General features: G+C 71.9%; 23 protein-coding genes. 13 read left to right on the top strand and 10 right to left on the bottom strand.

Annotated features, from left to right (window positions below; all coding sequences use genetic code 11):
- Nucleotides 1-83: 83 nt before the first annotated feature.
- Complete coding sequence (gene panB, locus GPA10_RS04185; RefSeq protein WP_157164304.1) at nt 84-965, bottom strand: 3-methyl-2-oxobutanoate hydroxymethyltransferase; 882 nt, start codon at nt 963-965, stop codon at nt 84-86.
- A 381-nt stretch (nt 966-1346) separates the two neighbouring features.
- Between panB and GPA10_RS04180 the strand changes: the two genes are divergently transcribed.
- The 4 genes from GPA10_RS04180 (at nt 1347) to GPA10_RS04165 (ending at nt 6535) form a co-directional block, all read left to right on the top strand.
- Nucleotides 1347-2951: an MFS transporter gene (locus GPA10_RS04180; protein WP_157164303.1), complete on the top strand. Its 1605-nt coding sequence runs from the start codon at nt 1347-1349 to the stop codon at nt 2949-2951.
- A gap of 258 nt (nt 2952-3209) precedes the next feature.
- Complete coding sequence (locus GPA10_RS04175) at nt 3210-3851, top strand: TetR/AcrR family transcriptional regulator (protein ID WP_079086733.1); 642 nt, start codon at nt 3210-3212, stop codon at nt 3849-3851.
- Between the two features lie 229 nt (nt 3852-4080).
- Nucleotides 4081-5103 (top strand): endonuclease/exonuclease/phosphatase family protein, encoded by a 1023-nt coding sequence (locus tag GPA10_RS04170; RefSeq protein WP_058850393.1) that lies wholly within the window; start codon nt 4081-4083, stop codon nt 5101-5103.
- A gap of 214 nt (nt 5104-5317) precedes the next feature.
- Nucleotides 5318-6535 (top strand): MFS transporter, encoded by a 1218-nt coding sequence (locus GPA10_RS04165; RefSeq protein ID WP_157164302.1) that lies wholly within the window; start codon nt 5318-5320, stop codon nt 6533-6535.
- 166 nt (nt 6536-6701) lie between these two features.
- Here the strand turns inward: GPA10_RS04165 and GPA10_RS04160 are convergent, their stop codons facing one another.
- The 3 genes from GPA10_RS04160 to GPA10_RS04150 form a co-directional block, all read right to left on the bottom strand.
- A complete protein-coding gene (locus tag GPA10_RS04160; RefSeq protein ID WP_343040301.1) occupies nt 6702-8456 on the bottom strand; it encodes an NAD+ synthase in 1755 nt (584 codons plus the stop codon).
- A 107-nt stretch (nt 8457-8563) separates the two neighbouring features.
- Entirely contained in the window at nt 8564-10240 is a 1677-nt protein-coding gene (locus tag GPA10_RS04155; RefSeq protein WP_157164301.1) for a multicopper oxidase family protein, read from the bottom strand.
- 177 nt (nt 10241-10417) lie between these two features.
- Nucleotides 10418-10921 carry a hypothetical protein gene (locus tag GPA10_RS04150; protein WP_343040300.1) on the bottom strand — a complete coding sequence of 168 codons (504 nt, stop codon included), beginning with the start codon at nt 10919-10921 and terminating at the stop codon, nt 10418-10420.
- Nucleotides 10922-11080: 159 nt separating this feature from the next.
- Here GPA10_RS04150 and GPA10_RS04145 point away from each other — a divergent pair, with 159 nt between their 5' ends.
- The 3 genes from GPA10_RS04145 (at nt 11081) to GPA10_RS04135 (ending at nt 13255) form a co-directional block, all read left to right on the top strand.
- Entirely contained in the window at nt 11081-11845 is a 765-nt protein-coding gene (locus GPA10_RS04145) for a DUF998 domain-containing protein (protein ID WP_246258760.1), read from the top strand.
- Nucleotides 11812-12672: an alpha/beta fold hydrolase gene (locus GPA10_RS04140; protein WP_343040299.1), complete on the top strand. Its 861-nt coding sequence runs from the start codon at nt 11812-11814 to the stop codon at nt 12670-12672. Before GPA10_RS04145 ends, GPA10_RS04140 begins: the two co-directional genes overlap by 34 nt.
- Before the next feature lie 154 nt (nt 12673-12826).
- Entirely contained in the window at nt 12827-13255 is a 429-nt protein-coding gene (locus tag GPA10_RS04135) for a DUF5990 family protein (protein WP_157164299.1), read from the top strand.
- A 96-nt stretch (nt 13256-13351) separates the two neighbouring features.
- Here the strand turns inward: GPA10_RS04135 and GPA10_RS04130 are convergent, their stop codons facing one another.
- Nucleotides 13352-14683: a tetratricopeptide repeat protein gene (locus tag GPA10_RS04130; protein WP_157164298.1), complete on the bottom strand. Its 1332-nt coding sequence runs from the start codon at nt 14681-14683 to the stop codon at nt 13352-13354.
- A gap of 127 nt (nt 14684-14810) precedes the next feature.
- Here GPA10_RS04130 and GPA10_RS04125 point away from each other — a divergent pair, with 127 nt between their 5' ends.
- The 4 genes from GPA10_RS04125 (at nt 14811) to GPA10_RS04110 (ending at nt 17174) form a co-directional block, all read left to right on the top strand.
- Nucleotides 14811-15296, top strand: a complete 486-nt coding sequence (locus GPA10_RS04125; protein ID WP_157164297.1) for a hypothetical protein — start codon at nt 14811-14813, stop codon at nt 15294-15296.
- 103 nt (nt 15297-15399) lie between these two features.
- Nucleotides 15400-15843 (top strand): glycine-rich domain-containing protein, encoded by a 444-nt coding sequence (locus GPA10_RS04120; protein ID WP_157164296.1) that lies wholly within the window; start codon nt 15400-15402, stop codon nt 15841-15843.
- An 89-nt stretch (nt 15844-15932) separates the two neighbouring features.
- On the top strand, nt 15933-16790 hold the full coding sequence (locus tag GPA10_RS04115) for a protein kinase family protein (RefSeq protein ID WP_343040297.1): 858 nt from the start codon (nt 15933-15935) through the stop codon (nt 16788-16790).
- An 18-nt stretch (nt 16791-16808) separates the two neighbouring features.
- Nucleotides 16809-17174, top strand: coding sequence for a hypothetical protein (locus GPA10_RS04110; protein WP_343040296.1), 366 nt, complete (start codon nt 16809-16811; stop codon nt 17172-17174).
- Nucleotides 17175-17200: 26 nt separating this feature from the next.
- Here GPA10_RS04110 and GPA10_RS04105 read toward each other — a convergent pair whose 3' ends face one another.
- Nucleotides 17201-17857: a DUF305 domain-containing protein gene (locus GPA10_RS04105; protein ID WP_343040295.1), complete on the bottom strand. Its 657-nt coding sequence runs from the start codon at nt 17855-17857 to the stop codon at nt 17201-17203.
- Nucleotides 17854-18531 (bottom strand): thioredoxin-like domain-containing protein, encoded by a 678-nt coding sequence (locus tag GPA10_RS04100; protein WP_058850404.1) that lies wholly within the window; start codon nt 18529-18531, stop codon nt 17854-17856. The genes GPA10_RS04105 and GPA10_RS04100 overlap by 4 nt, the downstream gene beginning before the upstream one ends.
- Nucleotides 18532-18825: 294 nt before the next feature.
- Between GPA10_RS04100 and GPA10_RS04095 the strand changes: the two genes are divergently transcribed.
- A complete protein-coding gene (locus GPA10_RS04095) occupies nt 18826-19329 on the top strand; it encodes an RrF2 family transcriptional regulator (RefSeq protein WP_157164295.1) in 504 nt (167 codons plus the stop codon).
- Here the strand turns inward: GPA10_RS04095 and GPA10_RS04090 are convergent.
- The gene (locus GPA10_RS04090) at nt 19224-20711 is read right to left on the bottom strand and encodes a globin domain-containing protein (RefSeq protein WP_157164294.1); all 1488 of its coding nucleotides are present in this window, start codon (nt 20709-20711) and stop codon (nt 19224-19226) included. The genes GPA10_RS04095 and GPA10_RS04090 overlap by 106 nt on opposite strands.
- 229 nt (nt 20712-20940) lie before the next feature.
- Here GPA10_RS04090 and GPA10_RS04085 point away from each other — a divergent pair, with 229 nt between their 5' ends.
- Complete coding sequence (locus GPA10_RS04085) at nt 20941-22302, top strand: glutamine synthetase family protein (RefSeq protein ID WP_030563849.1); 1362 nt, start codon at nt 20941-20943, stop codon at nt 22300-22302.
- A gap of 9 nt (nt 22303-22311) precedes the next feature.
- On the opposite strand, the gene GPA10_RS04080 is transcribed toward GPA10_RS04085, so the two are convergent.
- The gene (locus tag GPA10_RS04080; protein WP_058850407.1) at nt 22312-22740 is read right to left on the bottom strand and encodes a VOC family protein; all 429 of its coding nucleotides are present in this window, start codon (nt 22738-22740) and stop codon (nt 22312-22314) included.
- 75 nt (nt 22741-22815) lie between these two features.
- Complete coding sequence (locus GPA10_RS04075) at nt 22816-23328, bottom strand: pyridoxamine 5'-phosphate oxidase family protein (RefSeq protein ID WP_157164293.1); 513 nt, start codon at nt 23326-23328, stop codon at nt 22816-22818.
- Nucleotides 23329-23380 lie beyond the last annotated feature (52 nt).

Raw genomic sequence — 23380 nt, 5'->3', positions numbered from 1 at the left:
CGGGCCCCGCTGGGTCCCCGCTGGGCCCGGGCCGCGCCGTGCGGCCCCGCCCGGGGGGGCGGGGCCCCCACGGCGCGGGTGTCTCAGTGGACGGAGTGCTCCGGGGCGGGGAACGCGGCGCCCACCACGTCCTCGGCGAACGCCTTCGCGGCGTCGCCCATGACCCCGCGCAGGTCCGCGTACTGCTTCACGAAGCGCGGCATCCTCCCGCCGGTCAGGCCCATCATGTCGGTCCACACCAGGACCTGCGCGTCGCAGTCGACGCCCGCGCCGATGCCGACCGTCGGGATGTTCAGGGACCGCGTGACCTCGGCCGCGAGCTCGGCGGGCACCAGCTCCAGGACCACCGCGAAGGCGCCCGCGGCCTCGGCCGACTTGGCGTCCCTGAGCAGCTGGTGGGCGGCCTCCTCGCCGCGGCCCTGGACGCGGTACCCCATGGTGTTCACCGACTGCGGGGTCAGCCCGAGATGGGACATGACGGGGATGCCGGACCGCACGACGAGCTCGGTCTGGGCCAGCGAGCGCTCGCCGCCCTCCAGCTTCACCGCGCCGACGCCGGCCTCCTTGACCAGGCGCGTCGCGGACCTGAGCGCCTGGACGGGGCTCTCCTGGTACGAGCCGAAGGGCAGGTCTCCGACGATCAGGGCGCGGCTCGTGCCCCGGACGACGGCCGAGGCCATCATCGTCATCTCGTCGAGGGTCACGGGCACGGTGGTCTCGTACCCCAGGTGGCAGTTGCCCGCCGAGTCGCCGACGAGCATGACCGGGATCCCGGCCTCGTCGAAGACCGACGCGGTCATCGCGTCGTACGCGGTGAGCATGGGCCACTTCTCACCGCGCTCCTTGGCGGCGGTGATGTCGCGGACCGTGATGCGGCGTGTGCCCTTGCCGCCGTACAGCGCCTTGCTGCTGTCGGTCCTCCGCTCCGTGGAAGCGGGGCTCTGGGCAGCCGAAAGCTGCGTCATCGCAACGGCTCCTTCTGTCGTCTCGAGGCGCCCTGACGGCGTCCCCGGATCACATCCATGGTGGCATCGCGTGCCGCCTCCGGGCTAGGGGATGTTTTTTCGGCCATTTCCGACCCGGCGGGGGACCTGGCGGGTTCTGGTCTCCGGAGGGGCGGGTTCCGCAGAGTGGACGGAGATGTTCCGCATGATGGACGAGCGGCATCCGCCTGGCATACGCCCGGCGGGCCAAGGTGCCGGTCCGCCCGGCGGCCAGGGTGCCGGTCCGCCCGGCGGCCAGGGTGACGGTCCGCCCGGCGGCCAGGGTGACGGTCTGGGAAAGCCGCAGTAAAGCCTTTCCAATACGAGACGGTCTCGTATCGAAATAGGCCTACGCTGAACGGCATGACCACATCTGCCGTCCCCGACACGCCCCGCATACCGGAGGCGGTCCACCGGCGCCGCTGGGCGATCCTCGGCGTCCTGATGCTCAGCCTGCTGATCGTCGTCCTGGACAACTCGATCCTGAACGTCGCCATCAAGACCATCTCCACCCCGGAACCCACCGGCCTCGGCGCCACCCAGGGCGAGCTGGAGTGGGCCATCAACTCCTACACGCTCGTCTTCGCCGGACTCCTGTTCACCGCGGGCCTGCTCGGCGACCGCGTGGGCCGCAAGAAGGTCCTCATCGCCGGGCTCGCCGTGTTCGGCATCGGCTCGGCGCTCGCCGCCCAGTCCGGATCGCCCGCCGAACTCATCGCGTTCCGCGGGGTGATGGGCCTCGGCGCCGCCTTCGTGATGCCCGCCACCCTCGCCGTCCTCATGCACGTCTTCGAGCGCGAGGAGCAGCCCAAGGCCATCGGCATCTGGGCGGGCGGCGTCGGCCTCGCCGTCGCGATCGGACCGATCACCGGCGGACTGCTCCTCGACCACTTCTGGTGGGGCTCGGTCTTCCTCATCAACGTGCCGATCGTGATCGTCGCCGTCGGCCTGATGATCGCGCTCGTCCCGGACTCCAAGGACCCGAAGCCGGGCCGCGTCGACCTGGTCGGCGTCGTCCTGTCCGTCATCGGCCTCGTGCTGCTCGTCTACGGCATCATCAAGGGCGGCCAGCTCGCCGACTTCACCGATCCCGCCGCCCTCGCCACGATCCTCGCGGGCGTCGCCGTACTCGTCGGTTTCGTCTGGTACGAGAAGCGCAGCGACCACCCGTCGATCGACATCTCGTACTTCAAGAACCGGGTCTTCTCCGCCGCCATCACCGCGATCGCGCTGGTCTTCTTCGCGCTGATGGGCGTGACGTTCTTCGCCGTCTTCTACACCCAGAGCGTGCGCGGGTACTCGCCCCTGAAGACCGGTCTGCTCATGCTGCCGCTCGCCGTCGCCCAGCTGATCTTCGCGCCGCGCGCCCGGCTCGTCGTCGACCGCTTCGGCGTCCGCGCGGTGTGCGCGGGCGGGCTCGGGCTCGTCGCCCTCACGCTCGTCGGCTTCACCCTGCTCGACGCCGACACGCCCATCTGGGTCATGGAGGTCATCTTCTTCCTGATGGGCGCGGGCATGGCGCACATCATGACGCCCACCAGCGTCGTCATCATGCAGGCCCTGCCGCGCGAGAAGGCCGGCTCCGCGTCGGCGCTCAGCAACACCTTCCGGCAGGTCGGCGGGGCGCTCGGCATCGCCGTGCTCGGGTCGGTGCTGTCCACCGCCTACCGCGGGGGAGTGGAGGACGAGCTGAAGGTGCTGCCCGAGGGGGCACGGCACACCGCCGGGGAGTCGATCGAGGCGACGCTCGGGGCCGCCGGGCGGCTCGGCGGGCGGGGGGAGGCGCTCGTCGCCTCCGCCAACGACTCGTTCCTGCACGCCATGCACATCACCGCGCTGTGCGGGGCGGGGGTCGCCCTCGTGGGCGTGCTCGTCGTGTCCCTCTACCTGCCCGGCAGGGCGCCGAAGGAGTTGTCCGAGCCCGCCGCTTCGGCCCCGGAGGGGGACCGGGTGGGCGCCGAGCGCTGACCGTGCCGTAAAGGGGACGGCGCTGACCGTGCCGTAGGGGGACGGCGCTGACCGTGCCGTACGGGGACGGGGCGGGCCCCCGCGGGACGGTCGCCCGGAACCGGGGGCTGTGCCCACCCGTTCCGCCCTGCGGAACGATTGCCCACAGCGGGGACAGCACCGCCCCGCCGCTCCAGCGCTGTGGGCAGCGGGGCCGCCAGGGACGGCACGGGTGGGCACAGCCCCGGCCGACGGTCACGTCACAGCGGGCCAGGGAGAATGCGGGGGGACGTACACCGCGGAGGAATCGTGACAGTGGAGCAGGGGCGGAACGCCAAGGGCACGCGAGGCCGGCCCCGCAGTGAGGCCGTGGAGAGGGCCATCCTCGAAGGCGTGGTCAAGCTGTTCGAGGACGGCGTCCCCCTCGCGGACATCTCCGTGGAACGCATCGCCCGCACCGCGGGCGTCGGCAAGGCCACGATCTACCGCCGCTGGAGCGGCAAGGAGGAGATCTTCGTCGACGTCCTGCGCGGCCTGGAGGAGCCCCCCGCCACCCTGCCCGGCACCTCCATGCGCGACGACCTCGTCGTCCTCGTCGAACGCATCCGCCGCCGCGGCCTGAACATGCGTTCGTCGGCACTTCTGCACAACGTCTTCGCACAGATGAAGAGTCTGCCGAAGCTGTGGGACGTGTACCACGAGACGGTCATCGAACCGCAGCGCCGCGTCGTCCGGGACGTCCTGCGCCGGGGCGTCGAGAACGGCGAGCTGCGTGCCGACGTCGACCTCGTGCTCGCCAACGAGCTGTTCGTCGGCCCCATGCTGGTACGCGCCGTGCTGCGCCCGAACGACCCGCTGGACGACGACCTGGCCGCGCGCATCGTCGACACCGTCCTCGAGGGGATGCGTCCGCGGAAGTGAACCGGCGCCGCCCGGCGTGGCGTTCACCACGCCGGGCACCCGGTCGATGTGCGCGTTTTGTCACAGAGGTCACCCCACGTACAGACGTCCGGAACCCCGTGAGCGCTCCCGTTCGTCCTCGTCCCCGTACGGCCGTCCCCGGACGGCGGGGACGACACCGGATCATCGCCTAGGGTGCTCTGAGAGCGGGGAGACGGTGTGCACGGCAGTCAGTGAGGCGACGAGAGTTATGGCGCAGGCGTACAAGGCGGAGACGGACAGCGGCGGCTCGGAGCCCGAGCGTCCGGGTTCCCGACTGCGACGCCTGGCCGGCGGATGGCGGGGCGACCCCGGCATCTGGCGGCGCGGGCTCGTCACGGCGGGATGCGCGGTCCTCGTCGGGCTCGTGATGCTGCTGCACGCCCAGATCCCCAACGGCGTGGGCAACCTCGGCAGCCTCACCGAGACGTTTCTGCCCTGGCTCGGCGTGTTCGTCCCGGTCCTGCTCGTCGTCGCCGTCGTCCGCAAGTCCGCCACCGCCCTGATCGCCCTGCTCCTGCCGGTGTGCGCCTGGTTCAGCGCCTTCGGCGGCCTCATGACCGACAAGTCCGGCAGCGGCGGCGACCTGACCGTCGCCACGCACAACGTCAACGCCGACAACTCCGACCCGTCCGGCACCGCCCGCGACGTCGCGGCGTCCGGGGCCGACGTCATCGCCCTGGAGGAGCTCACCTCCGCCGCCGTTCCGACGTACGAGAAGGCCCTCGCGAGCACGTACAAGTACCACTCGGTGCAGGGCACCGTCGGCGTGTGGAGCAAGTACCCGCTGAGCGGCACCAAGCCCGTCGACATCAAGCTGGGCTGGACCCGGGCGCTGCGGACCACCGTCGACACCCCCAAGGGGGAGGTCGCCGTGTACGTGGCGCACCTGCCGTCGGTGCGCGTCAAGCTCGACGCGGGCTTCACCGCGGGGCAGCGCGACGACAGCGCCGACGCCCTCGGCCGGGCCATCCGGCACGAGAGCATCAGCAGGGTCGTGCTGCTCGGCGACCTGAACGGCACGATGAACGACCGCGCCCTGAACGCCGTCACCTCGCAGATGCGCTCCACGCAGGGCGCCGCGGGCGACGGGTTCGGCTTCAGCTGGCCCGCCTCGTTCCCGATGGCCCGCATCGACCAGATCATGGTCAAGGGGGTCGAGCCGGTGGCGTCCTGGACGCTGCCGGAGACGAGCAGCGACCACCTGCCGGTCGCCGCGAGCGTGGACCTCTGACGACACCGTTCCCCGGCCCTCGGGCTTCCGTCTTCAGCCTCCCGTAACCCCGCGTCCTCGGCCTGGCGGCCTCGCGGAATACTCGGGCCGGGCCTCTTTGTTCCGTACGTAAACTTATGAGTCGCGCGCCGTCCCCCGCTGCCCCCGCGCGCCTCCCGCACCCTTTGGCCCGTGCGGCCCCGCCCAGCCCGTTCCGTTCGGAAGGTACGTCCTCATGCCCCTGGCCCTGCTCGCCCTCGCCGTGGGCGCCTTCGGCATCGGCACCACCGAGTTCGTGATGATGGGCCTGCTGCCCAACGTCGCGGACGACCTGCACATATCCATCCCGACCGCGGGACACCTGGTCTCCGCGTACGCGCTCGGCGTCGTCATCGGCGCGCCACTGCTCGCCGCCGTCACCGCGAGGATGCCCCGGCGCCGGGTCCTCATCGGCCTCATGGGCCTGTTCGTCGTCGGCAACGCGCTGTCCGCCGCCGCGCCCGACTACCACCTCCTGACCGCCGCCCGCTTCGTCAGCGGACTGCCGCACGGCGCGTTCTTCGGCGTCGGCGCCGTCGTCGCCACCGGGCTCGTCGGGCCCGAGCGCAAGGCCAGGTCGGTGTCCCTGATGTTCCTCGGGCTCACCGTCGCCAACGTCGTCGGTGTGCCCGTGGCCACCCTCATGGGGCAGCAGCTCGGCTGGCGGGCCACGTTCCTCGCCGTCAGCGCCATCGGGCTCGCCGCGATCGCCGCGCTCGCGCTGCTCGTGCCCGCCGACCACGGGCACGGCGAGGGCGCGGGCCTGCGCGGGGAGCTGCGGGCGCTGCGGTCGCTGCCCGTCTGGCTCGCCCTCGGGACGACCGTCGCGGGCTTCGGCGCGCTGTTCGCCGCCTACAGCTACGTCACGCCGATGCTGACGGACTCCGCCGGGTTCGCCGAGGCGAGCGTCACCCTGCTGCTCGCGCTCTTCGGCGTGGGGGCCACGGCAGGGAACCTGCTCGGCGGGCGGCTCGCCGACCACTCGCTGCGCGGGACGCTGTTCGGCGGGCTCGGGTCGCTGGTCGTCGTGCTCGCGTTCTTCCCGCTCCTGATGCGGGCCGAGTGGAGTGCGACGGTGGGGGTGACGCTGCTCGGCATGGCCGCGTTCACGACCGGGTCGCCGCTGCAGCTCATGGTCATGGAGAAGGCCGCCGCCGCGCCCTCGCTCGCCTCGTCGGCGAACCAGGCCGCGTTCAACCTCGCCAACGCGGGCGGGGCCTGGATCGGGGGGCTCGCCCTCGCCGCCGGCTTCGGCACGACCTCGCCCGCCGTGGCAGGCGCGGGGCTCGCCGTACTCGGCGTGGGCGTCGCCACCGTGGCCTACGCGGTGGACCGCGCGCGCCCCGCCGCCTTGGGGCCGGAGCGCCTGGTCGCCGAGCATGTGCCCGGCGCCGGGGAGCGGGTGGAGGCCTGACCTTCCCTGACGCCCAGGGCCGGGCACCCGGCACGGGGGCTGTGCCCGCGCCTGTCGGCTGGCTGGAAACGGGTGGGTGGGAAGGCTTTCCGCCGCGGTAGCGGAGGGGAGGAGCAACCCCCACCGGGCCGCAGGCGAGGAACAACCCCCCGGCGAGCCCAGGCGGTCAGCCGTCCTCGCGCCAGTGGTTGGTGATGGGCAGCCGCCGGTCCTTCCCGAACCCCTTCGGGGAGATCTTCGTACCCGGCGGATACTGCCGCCGCTTGTACTCGGCGGTGTCGACCATGCGCAGCGTCCGCGTGACGAGCTCCGCGTCGTACCCGGCGGCGACAATGGCGTCGGCCCCTTGGTCCCGGTCCACGTACAGCTCCAGAATCCCGTCGAGGACCGGATAGTCGGGCAGGGAGTCCGTGTCCACCTGCCCCGGCCGCAACTCCGCGCTCGGCGGCTTGGTGATCGAGTTGTCCGGCACCGGCGGCGTCTCCCCGCGCTCCGCGGCGGCCTGGTTGCGCCAGCGGGCGAGCCGGAACACCGAGGACTTGTAGACGTCCTTGATGGGACCGTAGCCGCCGACCGAGTCCCCGTACAGCGTCGAATAGCCGACCGCCAGCTCCGACTTGTTGCCCGGCGCGAGGACGAGGTGCCCCTCCTGGTTGGAGAGGGCCATCAGCATGGTCCCGCGCAGCCGGGACTGAAGGTTCTCCTCGGCGAGCCCGGACAGCTCCAGGGACTCCATGTACGCGTCGAACATCGGCGCGATCGGCACCGTACGGAGGGTGAGCCCCGTGCGCCGCGCCAACTCCTCCGCGTCGGTCAGGGAGTGCTCGGAGGAGTACCGCGACGGCATCGCGACCCCGTACACGTTCGCAGCGCCCACCGCGTCGCAGGCGATCGCCGCGGTCAGCGCCGAGTCGATGCCCCCGGAGAGCCCGATGAGCACGGAGCGGAAACCGTTCTTGGTGACGTACGCGCGCAACCCCACCACCAGCGCCGAGTACACCTCCTCGGCGTCGTCGAGCCGGTCCGCGTACCCGCCGCCGAACTCCGCCTCGTACGCGGGCAGCGGCTCCCCGGACAGCGTGACGTGCTCGACGCGCAGCCCGTCGCCGCCGACGACGCCCTGCGGCACCGGCCCCGCCGCGGGCAGCTCCAGGTCGAGGACCACGCAGCCCTCCGCGAACTGCGGTGCCCGCGCGATCACTTCGCCGTCCTTGTCCACCACGATCGAGTCGCCGTCGAAGACCAGCTCGTCCTGGCCGCCGGTCGTCGCCAGGTACGCCGTCGTGCACCCCGCCTCCTGGGCGCGCTTGCGCACCAGGTCCAGGCGCTGGTCGTCCTTGTTCTGCTCGTACGGCGAGGCGTTGACGGACAGCAGGAGGCCCGCGCCCGCGGTGCGCGCGGCGGGCACCCGGCCGCCGTCCTGCCACAGGTCCTCGCAGATCGCGAGCGCCACGTCGATCCCGTGCACCCGGACCACGGGCAGCGTCTCGCCCGGCACGAAGTACCGGAACTCGTCGAAGACGCCGTAGTTGGGCAGGTGGTGCTTGGAGAAGGTGAGGGCGACGCCGCCGCGGTGCAGCACCGCGCCCGCGTTGCGGGGCGCGCCCGCGGGCTGGCCGTAGCGCGGCTTCGCCTCCTCCGTGCGGTCCAGATAGCCGACCACCACGGGCAGTTCGCCGAGACCCTCGTCGGCGAGGCGCGCCGCGAGCGCGCGCAGCGCCCGGCGCGAGGCGTCGACGAAGGAGGAGCGCAGCGCGAGGTCCTCCACGGGATAGCCGGTCAGTGCCATCTCGGGGAAGGCGACCAGATGCGCCCCCTGCTCGGCGGAGTGCCGGGTCCAGTGCACGATCGCCTCGGCGTTCCGCGCGAGATCGCCGACGGTCGAGTCGATCTGATTCAGTGCGAGGCGTAGTTGAGGCACGCGGCCAGTCTAATCGTCAAAGCGACGCGATGTCCTGGTGAACCGTCCCGGCGACTCGGCTCACGACGTTGCGGACGCGCCCCGCGAGGCGCGTCCGCCGGGTGCCGCTACCGAGTGCGGTAGCCGAGAACCGTCATCATGCCCGCCTCCGCGTGGTAGACGTTGTGGCAGTGGATCATCCACAGGCCCGGATTGTCGGCGTCGAAGTCCACCGTCAGGGTGCCGTTCGGCAGGACCACCGCCGTGTCCTTGCGGGGGCGGCCCGGGGCGCCCGCGAGGGCGAAGGTGTGGCCGTGCAGATGCAGCGGATGCCACATCGTCGTGCCGTTGCTGAACACCAGGCGCACCCGTTCACCGGCGCGCACGGGATGCCGCTGCCCGGGTGTGTAGGGCTTGCCGTCGAACGCCCAGTCGTACCTCCGCATGCCGCCGGTCAGCCGAATCCTGATCGTGCGGTCCGGTGCCCGGTCGGGCAGTGCCACCGAGTCGTCGGCCGTGAGCCGGTCGGCGAGCAGGACGCGGCCCTTCAGCTCCCTCGGCCGCACGGACGCCGCCGGTGGCCTGCCGCCTCCCGTACGCAGCACCGCCTGCGCCGCGGCCTTCTTGCCCTCGGCCACGGCCGTCAGCGGGAAGACACCGTCCCCGGCGGTGACGAGGACGTCGTACCGCTCGCCCATGCCGATCAGGAGCGCGTCGGCCTTCCGGTGCCGCACCGGGAAGCCGTCCGTGTGCGTCACCGTCAGCTCGTGGCCGCCGAGGGCCACACGGAACGCCGTGTCCCCGCCCGCGTTGATCAGGCGCAGCCGGACGCGGTCGCCGGGGCGGGCGCGGAAGACGGCGGGGGAGCGGGGCGTCCGGCCGTTGATCAGGTAGTGCGGGTACGCCACGTCGCCCGCGTCCGGGCCGAGGATGGCGCTGCGCGCGCCCATCATCATGCGGGAGGGACCGGTGGGCCCGGTCGCCGTGCCGTGGCCTTCGTGCCCCCCGCCTCCGCCCCCACTTCCGCTTCCATGGTCCATGCCGCCGTCCATCCCGGCCCGCAGTTCGCTCAGGACCGCGTCCGGCGTCGAGCCGTCCACCCCGTCGACCCAGTCGTCGAGGACGACCACCCACTCCTCGTCGTACCGCAGCGGCTCCCGCGGGTCGTCGACGATCAGGGGCGCGTACAGGCCGCGGTCCTGCTGGGTGCCGGAGTGCGGGTGGAACCAGTACGTCCCCGGGTGCGGGATCTTGAAGCGGTACGTGAAGTCGGCGCCGGGGGCGACGGCGCGCTGGGTGAGGCCGGGGACGCCGTCCATGTCGTTGCGCAGGGCGAGGCCGTGCCAGTGCAGGGACGTGGCCTCGGGGAGGTGGTTGGCGAGCGTGAGGGCGAGGGTGTCGCCCGCGGTGACGCGGACCTCCTTGCCGGGCAGGTCCTCTCCGTACGCCCACGTCGGTACCGTGGGGCCGCCCAGGTCGAGCGTGGCCTTGGCGGCCGTCAGCCGGACCTCGCGGACCCGGCCGCTCCCGCGGCGGGCGCGCTCGGCGGCGGCGACCTCCTTGCCGGTGGGCGACACGAAGCCCGTCGGCGCCGCGGAGTGACCGGCGTCGCCGCCGGAGTGACCGGAGTGGGAGCCGCCGCCCCCGCTCCCCTTCCCGCTCCCGTTCCCGGAGCAGGCCGTCACGAGTGCCGCGCCCGCGGCGCCGGCTGCCGCGCCGAGCAGGGCGCGCCGCGTCGGGCTGGAAAGGTCGGACGGGAGGTCCGTGGACGTCGGACCGGAGATGCGCGTGATCGGTTTGCGCATGACTGATGAACACCTCGTCTGTGTGGTGCGCGGCGCGTGGCGCGTGATGCGTGGCCGCGTGATGCGTGCAGAGGGCGCGTCTGCTGCTTCTGGTGCACCGCTGGACGCCCGGAGGCCTCGGTCCAGGGACCCGGACCCCCGGACGTGCGGGCAGCGCGAAGCAGCCGGTGCGGCGGCCTATACGCGCAGCACGGACAGACGGGTGAGGAGATCGCGGGGCGGCGGCGGATTCGGCCGCAGCGCGTCGAGCAGCCGGGCGAGCCGGTGCCCGGGGACGAGGGCGCCCCCGGGCCGGTGGCGGACCGCGGCGTGCAGCAGGGCGAGGGTGAGGGCGGCGCCGAGGACCGCCAGACAGACGGAGAGGGGGTCCGTGCCGGGGTCGTGCGGAGCGGGAGACCGGGGCGCGGCCACCGCTCCGGAGTGCGGCTGTGTGCCGCCCGCCCCGGCGTACACGGGGGCCGTGACGGCGTACCCGTCTACGCGAGCGCCCGTCACGTGCCCGCCACCCGGAGCACCCGCCACATGCCCGCCCGTACCCCGTTCGGCGCCCGCCCCGTGCTCCCGGGGATGGCCGAGCGAATGCATGGCCACGATGCCGAAGAGCAGCACGACGAGCAGCGCGAGGCGGCTCGCACGCGGTGTCGCACGCGTTGCCGCGTGTGTCGGGCTCTTCGGGATCACGGCCCGGAGCCTACCCCTCCTGGGTATCGGGTGACATGCGGGCCCGGCCCCTTCCGACAATCATGAGCCCATGACGACATCGGACGAAACAGGGCATGCCGGAGTGGATTCACCCTGACCAGAAGAGCGCACACCCCCCGAACTAGCCTTTGTCCTCGTATGTCACCCGAGCAGCCAGGGCCCCCGGCCACCGGATCGGCCCGCGCCGCCCCCCGTACGGCCGTCGCGGTCCTCCTCACGCTCGGGGCCCTCGCCTACACCACCTGGACCTTGGAGGCGTTTCTGCCGACGGGGCTCTCGCCGCTGCGTACGTACGTGAGCGAACTCGCCGCGAAGGACCAGCCGTACGGCACGTTCTTCCGCACGCTCGATCTCGCGGCGGGGGTCCTGGTGTGCGCGGGGGCGGTCGGCGGGCTGCTGTGGCTGCGCCCGCGTGCCGTGTCGCGCGGCCGTGGGCTGCTCGCCGCGGGCGGGTGGGGAGGTGTCGCCGTCTTCGGCGCCGCGACGGCGGCCGACTCTCGGCTCCCGCTGTCCTGCGCGCCCACGGCGGACGCGGCCTGCGCGGCACGGGAGCGGGCGGGCGCGGTGCCCCTGACGCACGCCGCGCACGCGGTCAGCAGCAGTGTGGCGGTGGCGGGGGCGTTGGTGGGGATGGTGCTCCTGGCGGTCCTTGTGCGCAGCTGCGGAGCCCCGGAGGAGGCCAGTACGGAGGCAAGGACGGAGGCCAGGACGGGCCGGTTCCTGCTCGTCCTCGTGGGACTCGAACTGATCGCCACCGTATGGACGCTGGCTGCGGTCGCGGCGTTCGACGCCGGACACGGTACGTGGGGGCTGGGCGTGGCCCAGCGGGTGCAGTTGCTGACGATCGCGGTGTGGTTGGTGGTGGTGGCGTGGCTGGTGAGGGCGGGGCGGCGGCGTACGTGAGGCGTGTCGACATCGGCGGGGTGCCGCACCATGTGCGGGTGTCGGGCGGCGGGCCGGTGTGCGTGCTCAGCGCGGGGCTCGGGCTCGCCTGCCGCGAGTGGGATCCGGTGGTCGCCCTGTTGGCCCGGTCCCGTACCGTCGTCCGCTTCGACCGGCCCGGACTCGGGCGCAGCGGGCCCGCGCGTCGGGCGCCCACGCTGGTCGGGGAGGCCGAGCGGATCGGGCGGGTGCTCGACGCGCTCGGCTTCGGCGGGGAGGCGGTGACCGTGGTGGGGCATTCGCTCGCGGGCCTGCACGCGGAGGCGTTCGCGCGGCTGTGTCCCGGTCGGACGGCGGGCCTCGTCCTGGTCGACTCCAGCGTGGAGGAGGGGGCCCGGGCGGTCCCCTTCCGGGAGGCCCGGCTCGCGCTCGCGCGGGGGGCGGCGGGCGCCCTGGGCGCGCTCGGGGTGCCGCGGGCGGTGGGCCCCCTGGCCCGGCGCGTGGCCGGGGCCCGCTCGGCCACGCCTCCGACGCGGGAGCAGTGGGCGCTGTACGGCTCCCGGAGGGTGTGGCGGGCGGCGCTCACGGAGTACGCGACGTACGGGGACGTGGCCCATGAGCTGGACCTGATGAGGCGCGAGGGAGCCCCCCTGCCCGGCGCGACACCGGTAGCGGTCCTGGCGGCGACGCCCCGGCCGACTCCCGCCCACGACCCATGGATACGCCGCCAACAGCACCTCGCCACCATCCTCGGTGCGGACTTCCACGTGCTGGCCCCCGCAGGCCACCTCCTGATGCGGGACCGCCCCCACGAGGTGACGGAAGCGATCCTGACGACGACGCATTGACCGCACCGCCGCCCGTGCTTCACGGGTGGGACGGTACGTCCCAGGCGAACGGCTCCTGAGGCGGCTGCGGCGGGAGGAACCGGAGCGCCTGGCGTGATCCGGTATCCCCGGTCCGGGGCGGGCGGGTGTCGGACCCGCGTGGTGCACTGGGGGCATGACGCAGAAGCTGACCGTGCGCCTGATTGGCCGCGATCTGCCCGGGGCGGAGTGCGGGGAGTACCGGGACGTGCACGTGGCGGTGCAGTGCGGGCCCGCACCCGAGGCTGCCGTGCGCGCGGACGCCACCGAGGCGGTGTTCGCGTTCGAGGTCTCCGTGACCCCGGCCCCGGACGGCACCCCTGACTTCAAGGGCCCCCACGTCCAGGGCAGACGGGGTGAACGCTTCTTCTACCTCACCTGGGGCGAACTCCCTCCCGGCGGCGAGTTCGCGATGTTCCGCCGCGCGAAGCTCTGGTTCGCGGATCTGCCCCCTGCGGGGGTCGCCGCGGGGCGGGTCGTGGGGACGGTGGGGCTCACGGATGGAGAGGGGATGCCGGTGTGTGCGGGGGTTCGGCCGCCGGGGGTGGTGTGGGAGGCCGGGTGACATCCCGCCAGCCCGTCCAGCCCAGACCCCTCCCCACCTTCACTGCTCTCCACTGCGCTGCTCTGCTCAGAAGCTCAAGCTGCTCTGCTCAGCAGCTCAAACGGAAGCGGTGGCGGCTCGCCCGCGCTCGTACAGCCCCCGAGCCGCCTGATTCCGCAGATGGGGACGGAGCAGCGACTTCATGTGCCGGACCTTTTCGTCCGCGCTGCCGGACTGTACGAGAGGGTAGTCGTCCAGGACGCGGTGCCAGGTGACGCAGGCCTCCTCCAACAGGCCGATCTCCAGCTGGCGTTCGGCCAGCAACGCGTTGTACCGGACGCTGCTGCGCCGGTAGTGGCTGTCCCTGAGGCGGTCGGACTCCTTCAGGGCCTCCACCGCTTCTGTTCTGTCGCCGAGCGCGTAACGGACCTGGGACACGTGGTAAGCCAGTGACGAAGGGGCGTAGCTGCCGAATGCCTTGGCGCGGGACTCTGCCTTGTTCATCGCCGCTTCCGCCTCTTTGATGCAGGCGAGCGCTTTGCTCCGGTCGCCGTCGGCGGCGTACGCGTGGGCCTGCTGCCCGGCAAGGAAGGCCCGCATGCGTGGCCCTGCTGCCGGAGAGGCCGCGGTGGCGGAGTCCGCGAGGCGTACCGCGCGGGAGGCGTGCCCGAGGTCGATGGCCTGGAGGCTCATGCCCCGCAGCGTGGTGCAGTACGTGAGGTGGTCGTCTGCTGCTCCGGCGAAGTCCAGTGCCTTGATGTAGTACCGCTGAGCCACACCGTGGACGCCCTCGTCGACCGCCATGAACCCGGTGAGGTAGAGCAGATCCGAGGTGGCGGACAGCAGCGCTTTGCGCACGTCGTCCGAGGCGTCCGCCGTGAGGTGCGGTGCCACGGTGTTGACAAGGAACGCCGCGGCCATCGGGCGCGCGTGCCGTCCCCCGAACTGGTCGTCCAGCTCCGACACCTTCTCGGTCACGGCGGCAACGGCGTCGACCTCACGGAACCCGATCCGCCTGCTCCTGCCCGTCCGAACGGCTTCGAGGCGCCCCACCACGTCGGGCCAGTCCGGGATCGTGAGGGCGACGGAGAACAGCGTGGCTCCGAGTACGCCACGGCGGGACGGGTCCATGTCGTACCTCCCCAGCTCGATCAGCTCTTCTACGGTATCCGGCTGGGTGGTTGGCGGTAGGGCTGTGACAGGGAAGCCTGCTTCCGCGTGTGTGACGGGGCGCTGCAACTTGCGGGCCAGCGCTTCCAGGACGTAGCGGCGGACCTTGCGTTGGGGCATCGTGCCACTGAGCCAGTGCGCCACCGCGGATTGGCCGTAGCGCAAAGGCGTTCCGGCTTCAGCGCCTACACGGTTCACTTCACGGGCCAGCCGCGACTCGCTCCAACTCGACTCGTGCAGCAGCCGTTTCAGCTTCTCGTTCGGCTCGCGCCCGGCCATGTCCGGCTCCCCGCGTACGGCCCGCTTTCATGGCTTTCATACTCCTGCGACGCCGTAACGGTACCGCTCTGTGTGGCTACGCGATTACGTAGAGGCAGTAGAGATCGTCGGCGATCGGAGCTGAGCCGTGCATGTGGCCGGGCAGGAGTCGACACCGTCGATCCGGCGGGAGTACCACGCCGAAGCGGTCGGCACGGGCCCCGTCGACGGGCAGCAGGTCCGGGTCGTGCTCGGCACGCTCGAAACCCCGTACCTCGGGATCATGATGCGTTGGGTGGGCACGCAGGCCCACCGCATCGCGGACGCGCTGGACCCGGAGCCGTGTGCGCCGTGGCTCGCGGACGCGCCGGATGCCCTGGTGATGCTCCACCTGCCTGCGTGGGCCCCCGACGTGCCGACCGAGTTGCGGACATGGTGCGCGGACGGAGGAAGCCGGCAAGCCGCGCGTGACCGACTGCGTGCCGGATGGCCGTTCACGCTCGCGGCCGCCGACCACTCAGGGACCTACTGCGTGTGGGTTGTCCCCGTGGACGTGCCCGTGGACGTGCTCGCGGGCCAGTTGGGCGACGAGCCACGAATACCGACGGCCGCCTGTGCCGGACGTAGCTCTTGAGGCTCGTCCGCACGGTGGCCTGACCGCATCTGCTCGCATCGCGTGAGTCGTCGTCGTGAGTCGGCGAGCCGTCAACCGAACAACAAGTAGGAGGGAACACGCCATGACCGTAGTGACGAACGAGTTGAAGACGGGCCGCGCGCTCGTCAGCGAAGAGCTGTTCGGCAGCATCGCGCACCTCGTGCGCCATCAGTCCAAGCACCCGCAGGATCGCGCTGAGGCCATCACCGATCAAGCGCTGGCATTCGTGGCCACCGCTGCGCAGGCGGGCGTCAGCATGATGCCCAGCGATGACGTGGACGACGGCTTGCACGCCTTCATCCTGCACACGCGGGCGTACGACACGTTCTGCCAGAAGTTCGCGGGACGCTTCCTGCACCACAACCCCGAGCCCGGCACGGGCGGCCGAACGGCCAAGGCAGTCACGGCATCCGCGCTCGCCGTCAAAGGCGCGGGTTTCCTGGTCCTGGACGACGTGTGGACCGTGAACGGTGAGAACACGGCGCAGTGCGACTCGGACTGCGGACGCCCGTACGGCCAGCAGTGACGCACCGCCCGGAGTAGCGTCCGGTCACTTCACGGCAGAGCCGATCCGGAGGTTGTACGGGTCGGCTCCGCCCCGTCGAAAGGACACCTGTGCCCGCCCCCGAAGCCCCGTCCATCCCGGCTGCGATCCTCGCGATCCTCAACCCCACGGACTCTCGCCTCGTGCTCGACCGGCGTGGATCCACCGTCTGGCATGTGCGGTGCGGGCAAGCGCAGTACGCCGTGAAACTCGGGTACCCCGTCGCGGCCACGGAGCACTGGGGCGCCGCCGACTGGACCGCCCTCGCGCCCGCTCGGGAAGGTGTGGTGCTGCAGGAACTCGGCAGCGCCACGGCCACGTACGGAGTGTGGGCGCAGGGCACATGGAATGTGCAGCCCTGGCACTCGGGTACCGATCTGCAGAGCCGGTGGACGCCGCACCGTACCCGGCACGCGCTGAGCCGACCGCCGCTGTCTGACGCCCTAGCGTGCGCCGATGCTCTCGCCCAACTGCACGACAAGGGGTACGTACACGGCGACGTGCAGCCGGCCCACTTCATCCTCGGCGACGGACCAGGGCGGGCAGCGCTCATCGACCTGGCACTGGTCCGTGGCGCGAAGGTCCCGGCCCGGTTCGACTTCCCGTACCGGGGCTGCCTCGTGCACTACGAAGCCCCGGAGATCGCACGCCGCGTGTTGGAGAGCGGTGAGGCGGCGCCGACGCGGGAAGCGGACGTGTACGGGCTCGGCGCGGCGCTGTTCATGGCGGCAACGGGATGGCGCCACGTGGCGTACCCCGATGACGCGCCCCGGACCGAACAGCGCCGGGCCGTCGTCGGCAAGTCACACCGCCCCGTGAACATCGCGGGCCCCTTGGGACGGCTCGTCGACGACATGCTGCGCCCCGAGCCTCGCGATCGGCCGGACATGCGTGAGGTCTGCGGGACACTGAGGCCGGAAACGCAGTAGCCCACCAGGGGAGTTGTCGTGCAGACCGAGAACGGGCGCATCTTCCGCGAGGCCTGGATTGCCGGTGTGCGCAGGCACTACCCCGGAGAACCCAAGCCCGGGTACGTCGCGCCGTGGGAGGAGACGCCCGACTGGGAACGGGACGCGGCCGCCGCGGTGTGCGCTCAGGTCGAGGACTTCGTCCGCGTCGGCGGCGGCAGCACCGCGAAGCTGTCGCGCGAGCAGAAGGGGCGGTTCGTCGCCCTCTGCTGGATCGTGCAGATCCACAAGCACTTCGAGGACCCCAAGCCGAGCTACGTCGCCGACTGGGCCGACCTGCCCGCATGGCAGCAACTGACCGACGCGGACATCTTCGAGGCCATCGAGCGGGCCGCCGCCCGGTAACGCGAGCCGCCCGGTAACGCCGGTTCCTACGGCTTCGCGCCCCGCGCCCGCAGCAGATCCGCCATCAGCTCGACCTCCGACTCCTGCGACTCCACCATCCCCTGCGCCAGCCGCTTCTCCACCGGCACCGCGCAGCGCTCGACGCAGCCCTCGGCCATGTGGATGCCCCCCTTGTGGTGGGCGGTCATCAGCTTCAGGTAGAAGATCTCGGCCTGCTTGCCGTTCAGTTCGCCGAGTCGTCTCATCTCGGCGTTCGTGGCCATGCCCGGCATCAGGGAGCCGTCGCCGGGGGAGGGGGCGCCCGCCATGTCCATCCACTCCATGGGGTCGCCGGGCGACACCTTGGGGAGTTCCCACAGGTCCAGCCAGCCGAGCATCATGCCGCGCTGGTTGGCCTGGGTCTGGGCGATGTCGTAGGCGAGGCGGCGGATCTCCTCGTTCTCGGTGCGGTCGCGGACGACGTACGACATCTCGACGGCCTGCTGGTGGTGCACCGACATGTCGCGGGCGAACCCGGCGTCGGCGGAGGTGTTCGACGGCGTACGGGTCGACTCGGCGGAGCCGTCGGACCCCGATGAGCCCGAGGGCCCCGAGGAGTCGGACGCCACGGCCGCCGTGATGCCGGCCGCCGCGAGCACCGCGCCCGCGACGGCGCCGATCACCCAGTCCGTGCGCTTCCTCACTGGCCCAGACCGTTGGTGCAGGCCGCACCGGGCTCGGGGGTCTGCTTGCCCTGGACGTAGGTGGAGAAGAAGGCGTCCACCTTCTTGTCGTCCGCGCCCTCGACCACGCGCTGGTGGCCCCACGCCGACAGGAGGATCGGGTCCTTCTGCTTCTTCACGGGGCTCATCAGCGAGTACGGGGTCTTCTTGACCTTCGCTTCCAGCTTCTTCAGGTCCGCGGGCTTCGCCTGGTCGTTGTACGTCACCCACACCGCGCCGTGCTCCAGGGAGTGCACGGCGTTCTCGTTCGGGAGTTCCTTGGTGTAGACGTCGCCGTTGCAGTTCATCCACACCTGATTGTGGTTCCCGCCCACCGGCGGTGTCACCGGGTAGTTCACCTTCCCGTTGACATGGGTGCGGCCCAGCTTCTTGGCGTCCCAGACCCGCTCGCCGTCTCCGGTGGTGGTGAACTTGGCCACGGCCTTCGCGTCCCCCGCCTTCCCGCTGTCACCGTCCGAGTCGTCATCGGCACTGGAGATGAGGAAGAAACCGCCGATGCCGACCGCGGCGACGATGACGGCGCTCAGAGTGATGGTGAGGGCGCGGTTGCGGCGCTCGCGGGCGCGTTCGGCGCGCCGCATCTCCTCTATCCGGGCCTTGCGCTCGGCGCTGCTCGACTTCTTGGCGGAACCCATGGTGTGTCCTTCTGCGGAAAGGGACGGAATCGGGATGGGTTGTACGGGGTGGTGGTGCGGAGGCGGTGCGGGGCGGTGCGAGTGCGTTGATCGTAGCCTTCAGGCCGGTGGAGGGAAGGGCCGCTCCCGCAAATACCGGACGTGCGGGACTCGTGATGCCGGACGTGCGGGACTCGTGATGCCGGTCGTGGGGGCCTCGTGATGCCGGACGTGCGGGCCCCGTCTCCGGTCCCGGCCCCCGGCCGCGGCGATCTTTATTTGAACCGCGCATGCCGATTACCTACGCTCGCTGGCATGCGGCTCCTGCACTCCACCGACCTCGCGCTGCGCGTCCTGATGAGGCTCGCCGTCGCGGACAGGGCTGCCGGTACGGGTACCGCCCCCGGTACGGGTACCGCCCCCGGTACCGGCACCGCGCCGACGACCCGTGAGGTCGCCGCCGACATGGCGGTCCCCTACACCCACGCGGCCAAGGTCGTCGCCACCCTGCGCCGTCTCGGCCTCGTGGAGGCCCGCCGCGGCAGGGGCGGCGGGCTCTCCATGACGGGGGCGGGGCGCCGGGCCTCCGTCGGCGCCGTCGTACGGCACTTCGAGGGCGACGGCGACGTGGTGGAGTGCGAGGGCGCGACCCCGTGCCCGCTGAACTCCGGCTGCCGCCTGCGCGGCGCCCTGCGCCGGGCCCAGGAGGCCTTCTACGCCGCCCTGGACCCCGTGACCGTCGAGGACATCGTCGCCTCGCCCACGGGTCCGCTGCTGCTGGGACTCGCGAGCCACAGGTCGGGCCCGAACACCTCGTAGTGGATGTCGGCGGGCGCGACCCCCTTGGCGATGAGCTGAGCGCGCACCGCCCGCATGAACGGCACCGGACCGCACAGGTACGTCCGTGTCCCCGGCGCCACCGCGACCGCCGCCAGGTCGACCCGCCCCGTCCGGTCCGCCGGATGGCCGGGCTCCGGGTGCTCGTACCAGAAGTGCTTCTCGGCGCCCGGGAGTTCGCCCGCGCACGCGAGGTGGTCGGCGCGCAGGGCGTGGTCGGCGGGGGAGCGGTCGCCGTGGACGACCGTCACCGGGGCGCGGTGTCCCGTCGCCGCCAGGTGGCGCAGCATCGCGATCATCGGGGTGACGCCGATCCCGGCGGAGGCGAGGAGCAGCGGCGCGCCGCCCGAGCCGCCCTTTCCGCCCGAGTCGCCCTTGCCGTCCCTTCCGTCCGAGCCTGCCGCACCTGTCACCCCTGTCACCCCTGTCGTCCGTCGGCCGTCGTCCAGGACCAGGTCCCCGTAGGCCCCGGAGAGGCGCAGGCGGCTGCCCGCGCGGACGTGGGTGTGCAGATGGGTGGAGACCTCGCCCTCGGGGGCGTACACGCCACCCCCGGCCCCGGCAGTCCAGGCAGCCCCGGCCCCCGCCCCGGCAGTCCGGTCGGCCCCGGCCCTGGCAGTCCAGGCAGCCCCGGCCCGTGAGCCCTCGACCCCTGCTCCCGGCCCCTCGGCCCGAGACCCCCGCACCCGCTTCACACTGATCTGCCACACCCCCGCCCCCGGCGCCCCCGACAGGCTGTACTGCCGTATCTGCCGGGCCCCGTCCGGCAGCCGCACCTGGACGGAGACGTACTGCCCCGGCCGGAACGCCGGTGCCGGGGTGCCGTCGGCGGGGCGCAGGCGGAACGAGGCGACGTCCGGTGTCTCCTCGACGCGCTCCACCACCTCCCACTCCCGCAGGGTGTCCGGGCCCGCCCCGATGCCCCGCTCGGCGTAAAGGCGCGCCTCGATCGCGATGAGCGCGTTCGCCATCAGCCAGTACACCTCGTCCCAGGCCGCGGCGACCGCGGGCGTGATCGCGTCGCCGAGGACCTCGCCGATGGCGGCGAAGAGGTGCTCGCGCACCGTCTCGTACTGCGCGGGCGCGACCCCGAGCGAGGCGTGCTTGTGGGCGATGCGCGCCAGCATCGTGTCCGGCCGCTCGTCGGGGCGGTCCACGAGGTGCCGGGCGAAGGCGGCGATGGACCCGGCGAGGGCCTGCCGCTGGGTGCCCGCGGCCTGGTTGCCGCGGTTGAAGAGATCGCGCAGGAGTTCGGGGTGGGCCGCGAAGAGACGGTCGTAGAAGCGTGCGGTGATGTCCTCGATGGCCGCGCCGACGACGGGCAGGGTCGCGCGGACGGTGGCGGCGGACTGCTCGGACAGCATGGTGCCTCCTCTCCGGGGCCGGGGCCGGCCCCCTATAACTTGCATATGAGATACCACTTTAAAGGTGTGGGCATACGCCGCTGTCACCGCATCCGGAGGACCGTGCAGTATGGGCAAGGAGCGGCCGCAACGTGCGTGAAACCGTGTGGTGGGATGCTCGTGTGCCGGGGCGACCTCCCGCGGCTCGGGAGCAGCCGGTTCCGACCAGCAAGGATGGGTGGAAGTCGAGATGGACAAGCAGCAGGAGTTCGTGCTCCGCACTCTGGAGGAGCGCGACATCCGGTTCGTACGCCTGTGGTTCACGGACGTACTCGGCTTCCTGAAGTCGGTCGCGGTCGCCCCCGCCGAGCTGGAGCAGGCCTTCGACGAGGGCATCGGCTTCGACGGCTCGGCCATCGAGGGCTTCGCCCGTGTCTACGAGTCCGACATGATCGCCAAGCCGGACCCGGGCACGTTCCAGGTCCTTCCGTGGCGCGCGGAGGCCCCGGGCACGGCCCGGATGTTCTGCGACATCCTCATGCCGGACGGCTCACCGTCCTTCGCCGACCCGCGCTACGTCCTCAAGCGCGCCCTCGCCAAGACCTCCGACCTCGGGTTCACCTTCTACACCCACCCCGAGATCGAGTTCTTCCTGCTCAAGGACAAGCCCCTGGACGGCTCCCGGCCCGTCCCCGCCGACAACTCCGGCTACTTCGACCACACCCCGCAGAACGTCGGCATGGACTTCCGCCGCCAGGCCATCACGATGCTGGAATCCATGGGCATCTCGGTCGAGTTCAGCCACCACGAGGGCGCCCCCGGCCAGCAGGAGATCGACCTGCGGTACGCGGACGCGCTCTCCACGGCCGACAACATCATGACCTTCCGCCTGGTGATGAAGCAGGTGGCCCTGGAGCAGGGCGTGCAGGCCACGTTCATGCCGAAGCCGTTCTCGGAGCACCCCGGCTCGGGCATGCACACCCACCTGTCCCTCTTCGAGGGCGACCGCAACGCCTTCTACGAGTCCGGCGCCGAGTACCAGCTCTCCAAGGTCGGCCGCTCCTTCATCGCGGGTCTGCTCAAGCACGCCGCCGAGATCTCCGCCGTCACCAACCAGTGGGTGAACTCCTACAAGCGCATCTGGGGCGGCTCGGAGCGCACCGCGGGCGCCGGGGGTGAGGCCCCCTCGTACATCTGCTGGGGCCACAACAACCGCTCGGCCCTCATCCGGGTGCCCATGTACAAGCCCGGCAAGACCGGCTCCGCCCGCGTCGAGGTCCGCTCCATCGACTCCGGCGCCAACCCCTATCTGACGTACGCGGTCCTGCTCGCCGCCGGCCTCAAGGGCATCGAGGAGGGCTACGAACTCCCGCCGGGCGCGGACGACGACGTGTGGGCCCTCTCCGACGCGGAGCGGCGCGCGATGGGCATCGAGCCGCTGCCCCAGAACCTGGGGGAGGCGATCGCCCTCATGGAGCGCTCCGAGCTGGTCGCGGAGACACTCGGCGAGCACGTGTACGACTTCTTCCTGCGCAACAAGAAGCAGGAGTGGGAGGAGTACCGCTCCGAGGTGACCGCCTTCGAGCTCCGCAAGAACCTGCCGGTGCTGTAGAGGGCCCCCTCAGGGGCGTATCGCCTCCCGCAGCGGTGTCCCCGCACGGACTCTGTACTCCTGTACGGACCAACCATTGCCGTCGGGGTCCGTGAAGTACATGAACGTGGCCCCGTCCCGCTCGGCGTACTGGACCGGCTCGGTGACGTCCACGCCGCGGGACGTCAGCTCGGCGTGGGCCTGCTTGATGTCCGGGACGCACAGGGTCAGGCCGTGGTAGGTGCCCGGCTCGGGGGTCGGGCCCGGGAAGGTGTCCCAGATGGCGTCGCCGAGCATCAGGGAACAGCCGGACCCGGGCGGGGTCAGCTGCACCACCCGCGCCCCCGGTATGACCTCCTCGTCGATGTCGACGTGGAAGCCGCACTTGGTCTCGTAGAACTCCTTGGCGCGGTCGATGTCGCTGACAGGCACGCCGATCACTTCGAGTGTGTACTCCATGCGACGAGTACAGCAGCGATCGGCTGCCCTGTCCCCGGAAGGGGCCCGCAGGGTACCCGCGCGGCACCGTTCCGCTCAGCCGAAGCGGTAACGCGTCTGGCTGAACGGCTCCCCCTTGCCGAAGCCGAACGCCGTGCGGGGCGCCACCGCGAAGACATGGGCGTGCCCCGCCCCGTGGTGGAAGCAGCCGTCCCGCACGTCGTAGTGCCAGAAGCTGCCGTACTTGTCCTCCCACGCGGTGGCGAGCGCCCGCAGCCGGTCCTCGTCCGTGACCCGGACGGCGGTGCCCTCGACGACCAGGTCGAAGCCCTTGTCCCACAGGTTGGTGCCGGTCGTCAGGACCACCTCGGGGTTGGCGCGCAGATTGCGGGCCTTGCGTTCGTCCGGGCCGGTGGCGAAGTGCAGGGCGCCGTCCCGCCACACCGCGGGCAGCGGCGTCACGTGCGGCCGCGCGTCGGGGCGCACCGTCGAGATCCAGAACAACTCGGCGGCGGCGAGGACGTCCACCACCCGGTCCCAGGGGATCGCGGCGGCCCCTTCGGTGCTGTAGCGGGCGTCGATCTCGGTGCGGGGGTCCTCGCTCGGCATCGTGCGGCCTCCTGGTGTCCGGTGTCGATGGCTCGATGGCGCGATGGCTCGA

This window comes from Streptomyces typhae, from assembly GCF_009755605.1.
In the GTDB taxonomy this organism is placed as follows: Bacteria; Actinomycetota; Actinomycetes; order Streptomycetales; family Streptomycetaceae; genus Streptomyces; species Streptomyces typhae.
Note: the sequence above shows the minus strand (reverse complement) of the source record. Positions and strands in the feature narration are given on the sequence as shown.

What these genes read in the sequence shown, in the direction of transcription:
- panB (WP_157164304.1), bottom strand. Translation starts at nt 965, where the DNA reads ATGACGCAGCTTTCGGCTGCCCAGAGCCCCGCTTCCACGGAGCGGAGG.
- GPA10_RS04180 (WP_157164303.1), top strand. Translation starts at nt 1,347, where the DNA reads ATGACCACATCTGCCGTCCCCGACACGCCCCGCATACCGGAGGCGGTC.
- GPA10_RS04175 (WP_079086733.1), top strand. Translation starts at nt 3,210, where the DNA reads ATGCGGGGGGACGTACACCGCGGAGGAATCGTGACAGTGGAGCAGGGG.
- GPA10_RS04170 (WP_058850393.1), top strand. Translation starts at nt 4,081, where the DNA reads ATGGCGCAGGCGTACAAGGCGGAGACGGACAGCGGCGGCTCGGAGCCC.
- GPA10_RS04165 (WP_157164302.1), top strand. Translation starts at nt 5,318, where the DNA reads ATGCCCCTGGCCCTGCTCGCCCTCGCCGTGGGCGCCTTCGGCATCGGC.
- GPA10_RS04155 (WP_157164301.1), bottom strand. Translation starts at nt 10,240, where the DNA reads ATGCGCAAACCGATCACGCGCATCTCCGGTCCGACGTCCACGGACCTC.
- GPA10_RS04145 (WP_246258760.1), top strand. Translation starts at nt 11,081, where the DNA reads ATGTCACCCGAGCAGCCAGGGCCCCCGGCCACCGGATCGGCCCGCGCC.
- GPA10_RS04135 (WP_157164299.1), top strand. Translation starts at nt 12,827, where the DNA reads ATGACGCAGAAGCTGACCGTGCGCCTGATTGGCCGCGATCTGCCCGGG.
- GPA10_RS04130 (WP_157164298.1), bottom strand. Translation starts at nt 14,683, where the DNA reads ATGGCCGGGCGCGAGCCGAACGAGAAGCTGAAACGGCTGCTGCACGAG.
- GPA10_RS04120 (WP_157164296.1), top strand. Translation starts at nt 15,400, where the DNA reads ATGACCGTAGTGACGAACGAGTTGAAGACGGGCCGCGCGCTCGTCAGC.
- GPA10_RS04100 (WP_058850404.1), bottom strand. Translation starts at nt 18,531, where the DNA reads ATGGGTTCCGCCAAGAAGTCGAGCAGCGCCGAGCGCAAGGCCCGGATA.
- GPA10_RS04095 (WP_157164295.1), top strand. Translation starts at nt 18,826, where the DNA reads ATGCGGCTCCTGCACTCCACCGACCTCGCGCTGCGCGTCCTGATGAGG.
- GPA10_RS04090 (WP_157164294.1), bottom strand. Translation starts at nt 20,711, where the DNA reads ATGCTGTCCGAGCAGTCCGCCGCCACCGTCCGCGCGACCCTGCCCGTC.
- GPA10_RS04085 (WP_030563849.1), top strand. Translation starts at nt 20,941, where the DNA reads ATGGACAAGCAGCAGGAGTTCGTGCTCCGCACTCTGGAGGAGCGCGAC.
- GPA10_RS04080 (WP_058850407.1), bottom strand. Translation starts at nt 22,740, where the DNA reads ATGGAGTACACACTCGAAGTGATCGGCGTGCCTGTCAGCGACATCGAC.
- GPA10_RS04075 (WP_157164293.1), bottom strand. Translation starts at nt 23,328, where the DNA reads ATGCCGAGCGAGGACCCCCGCACCGAGATCGACGCCCGCTACAGCACC.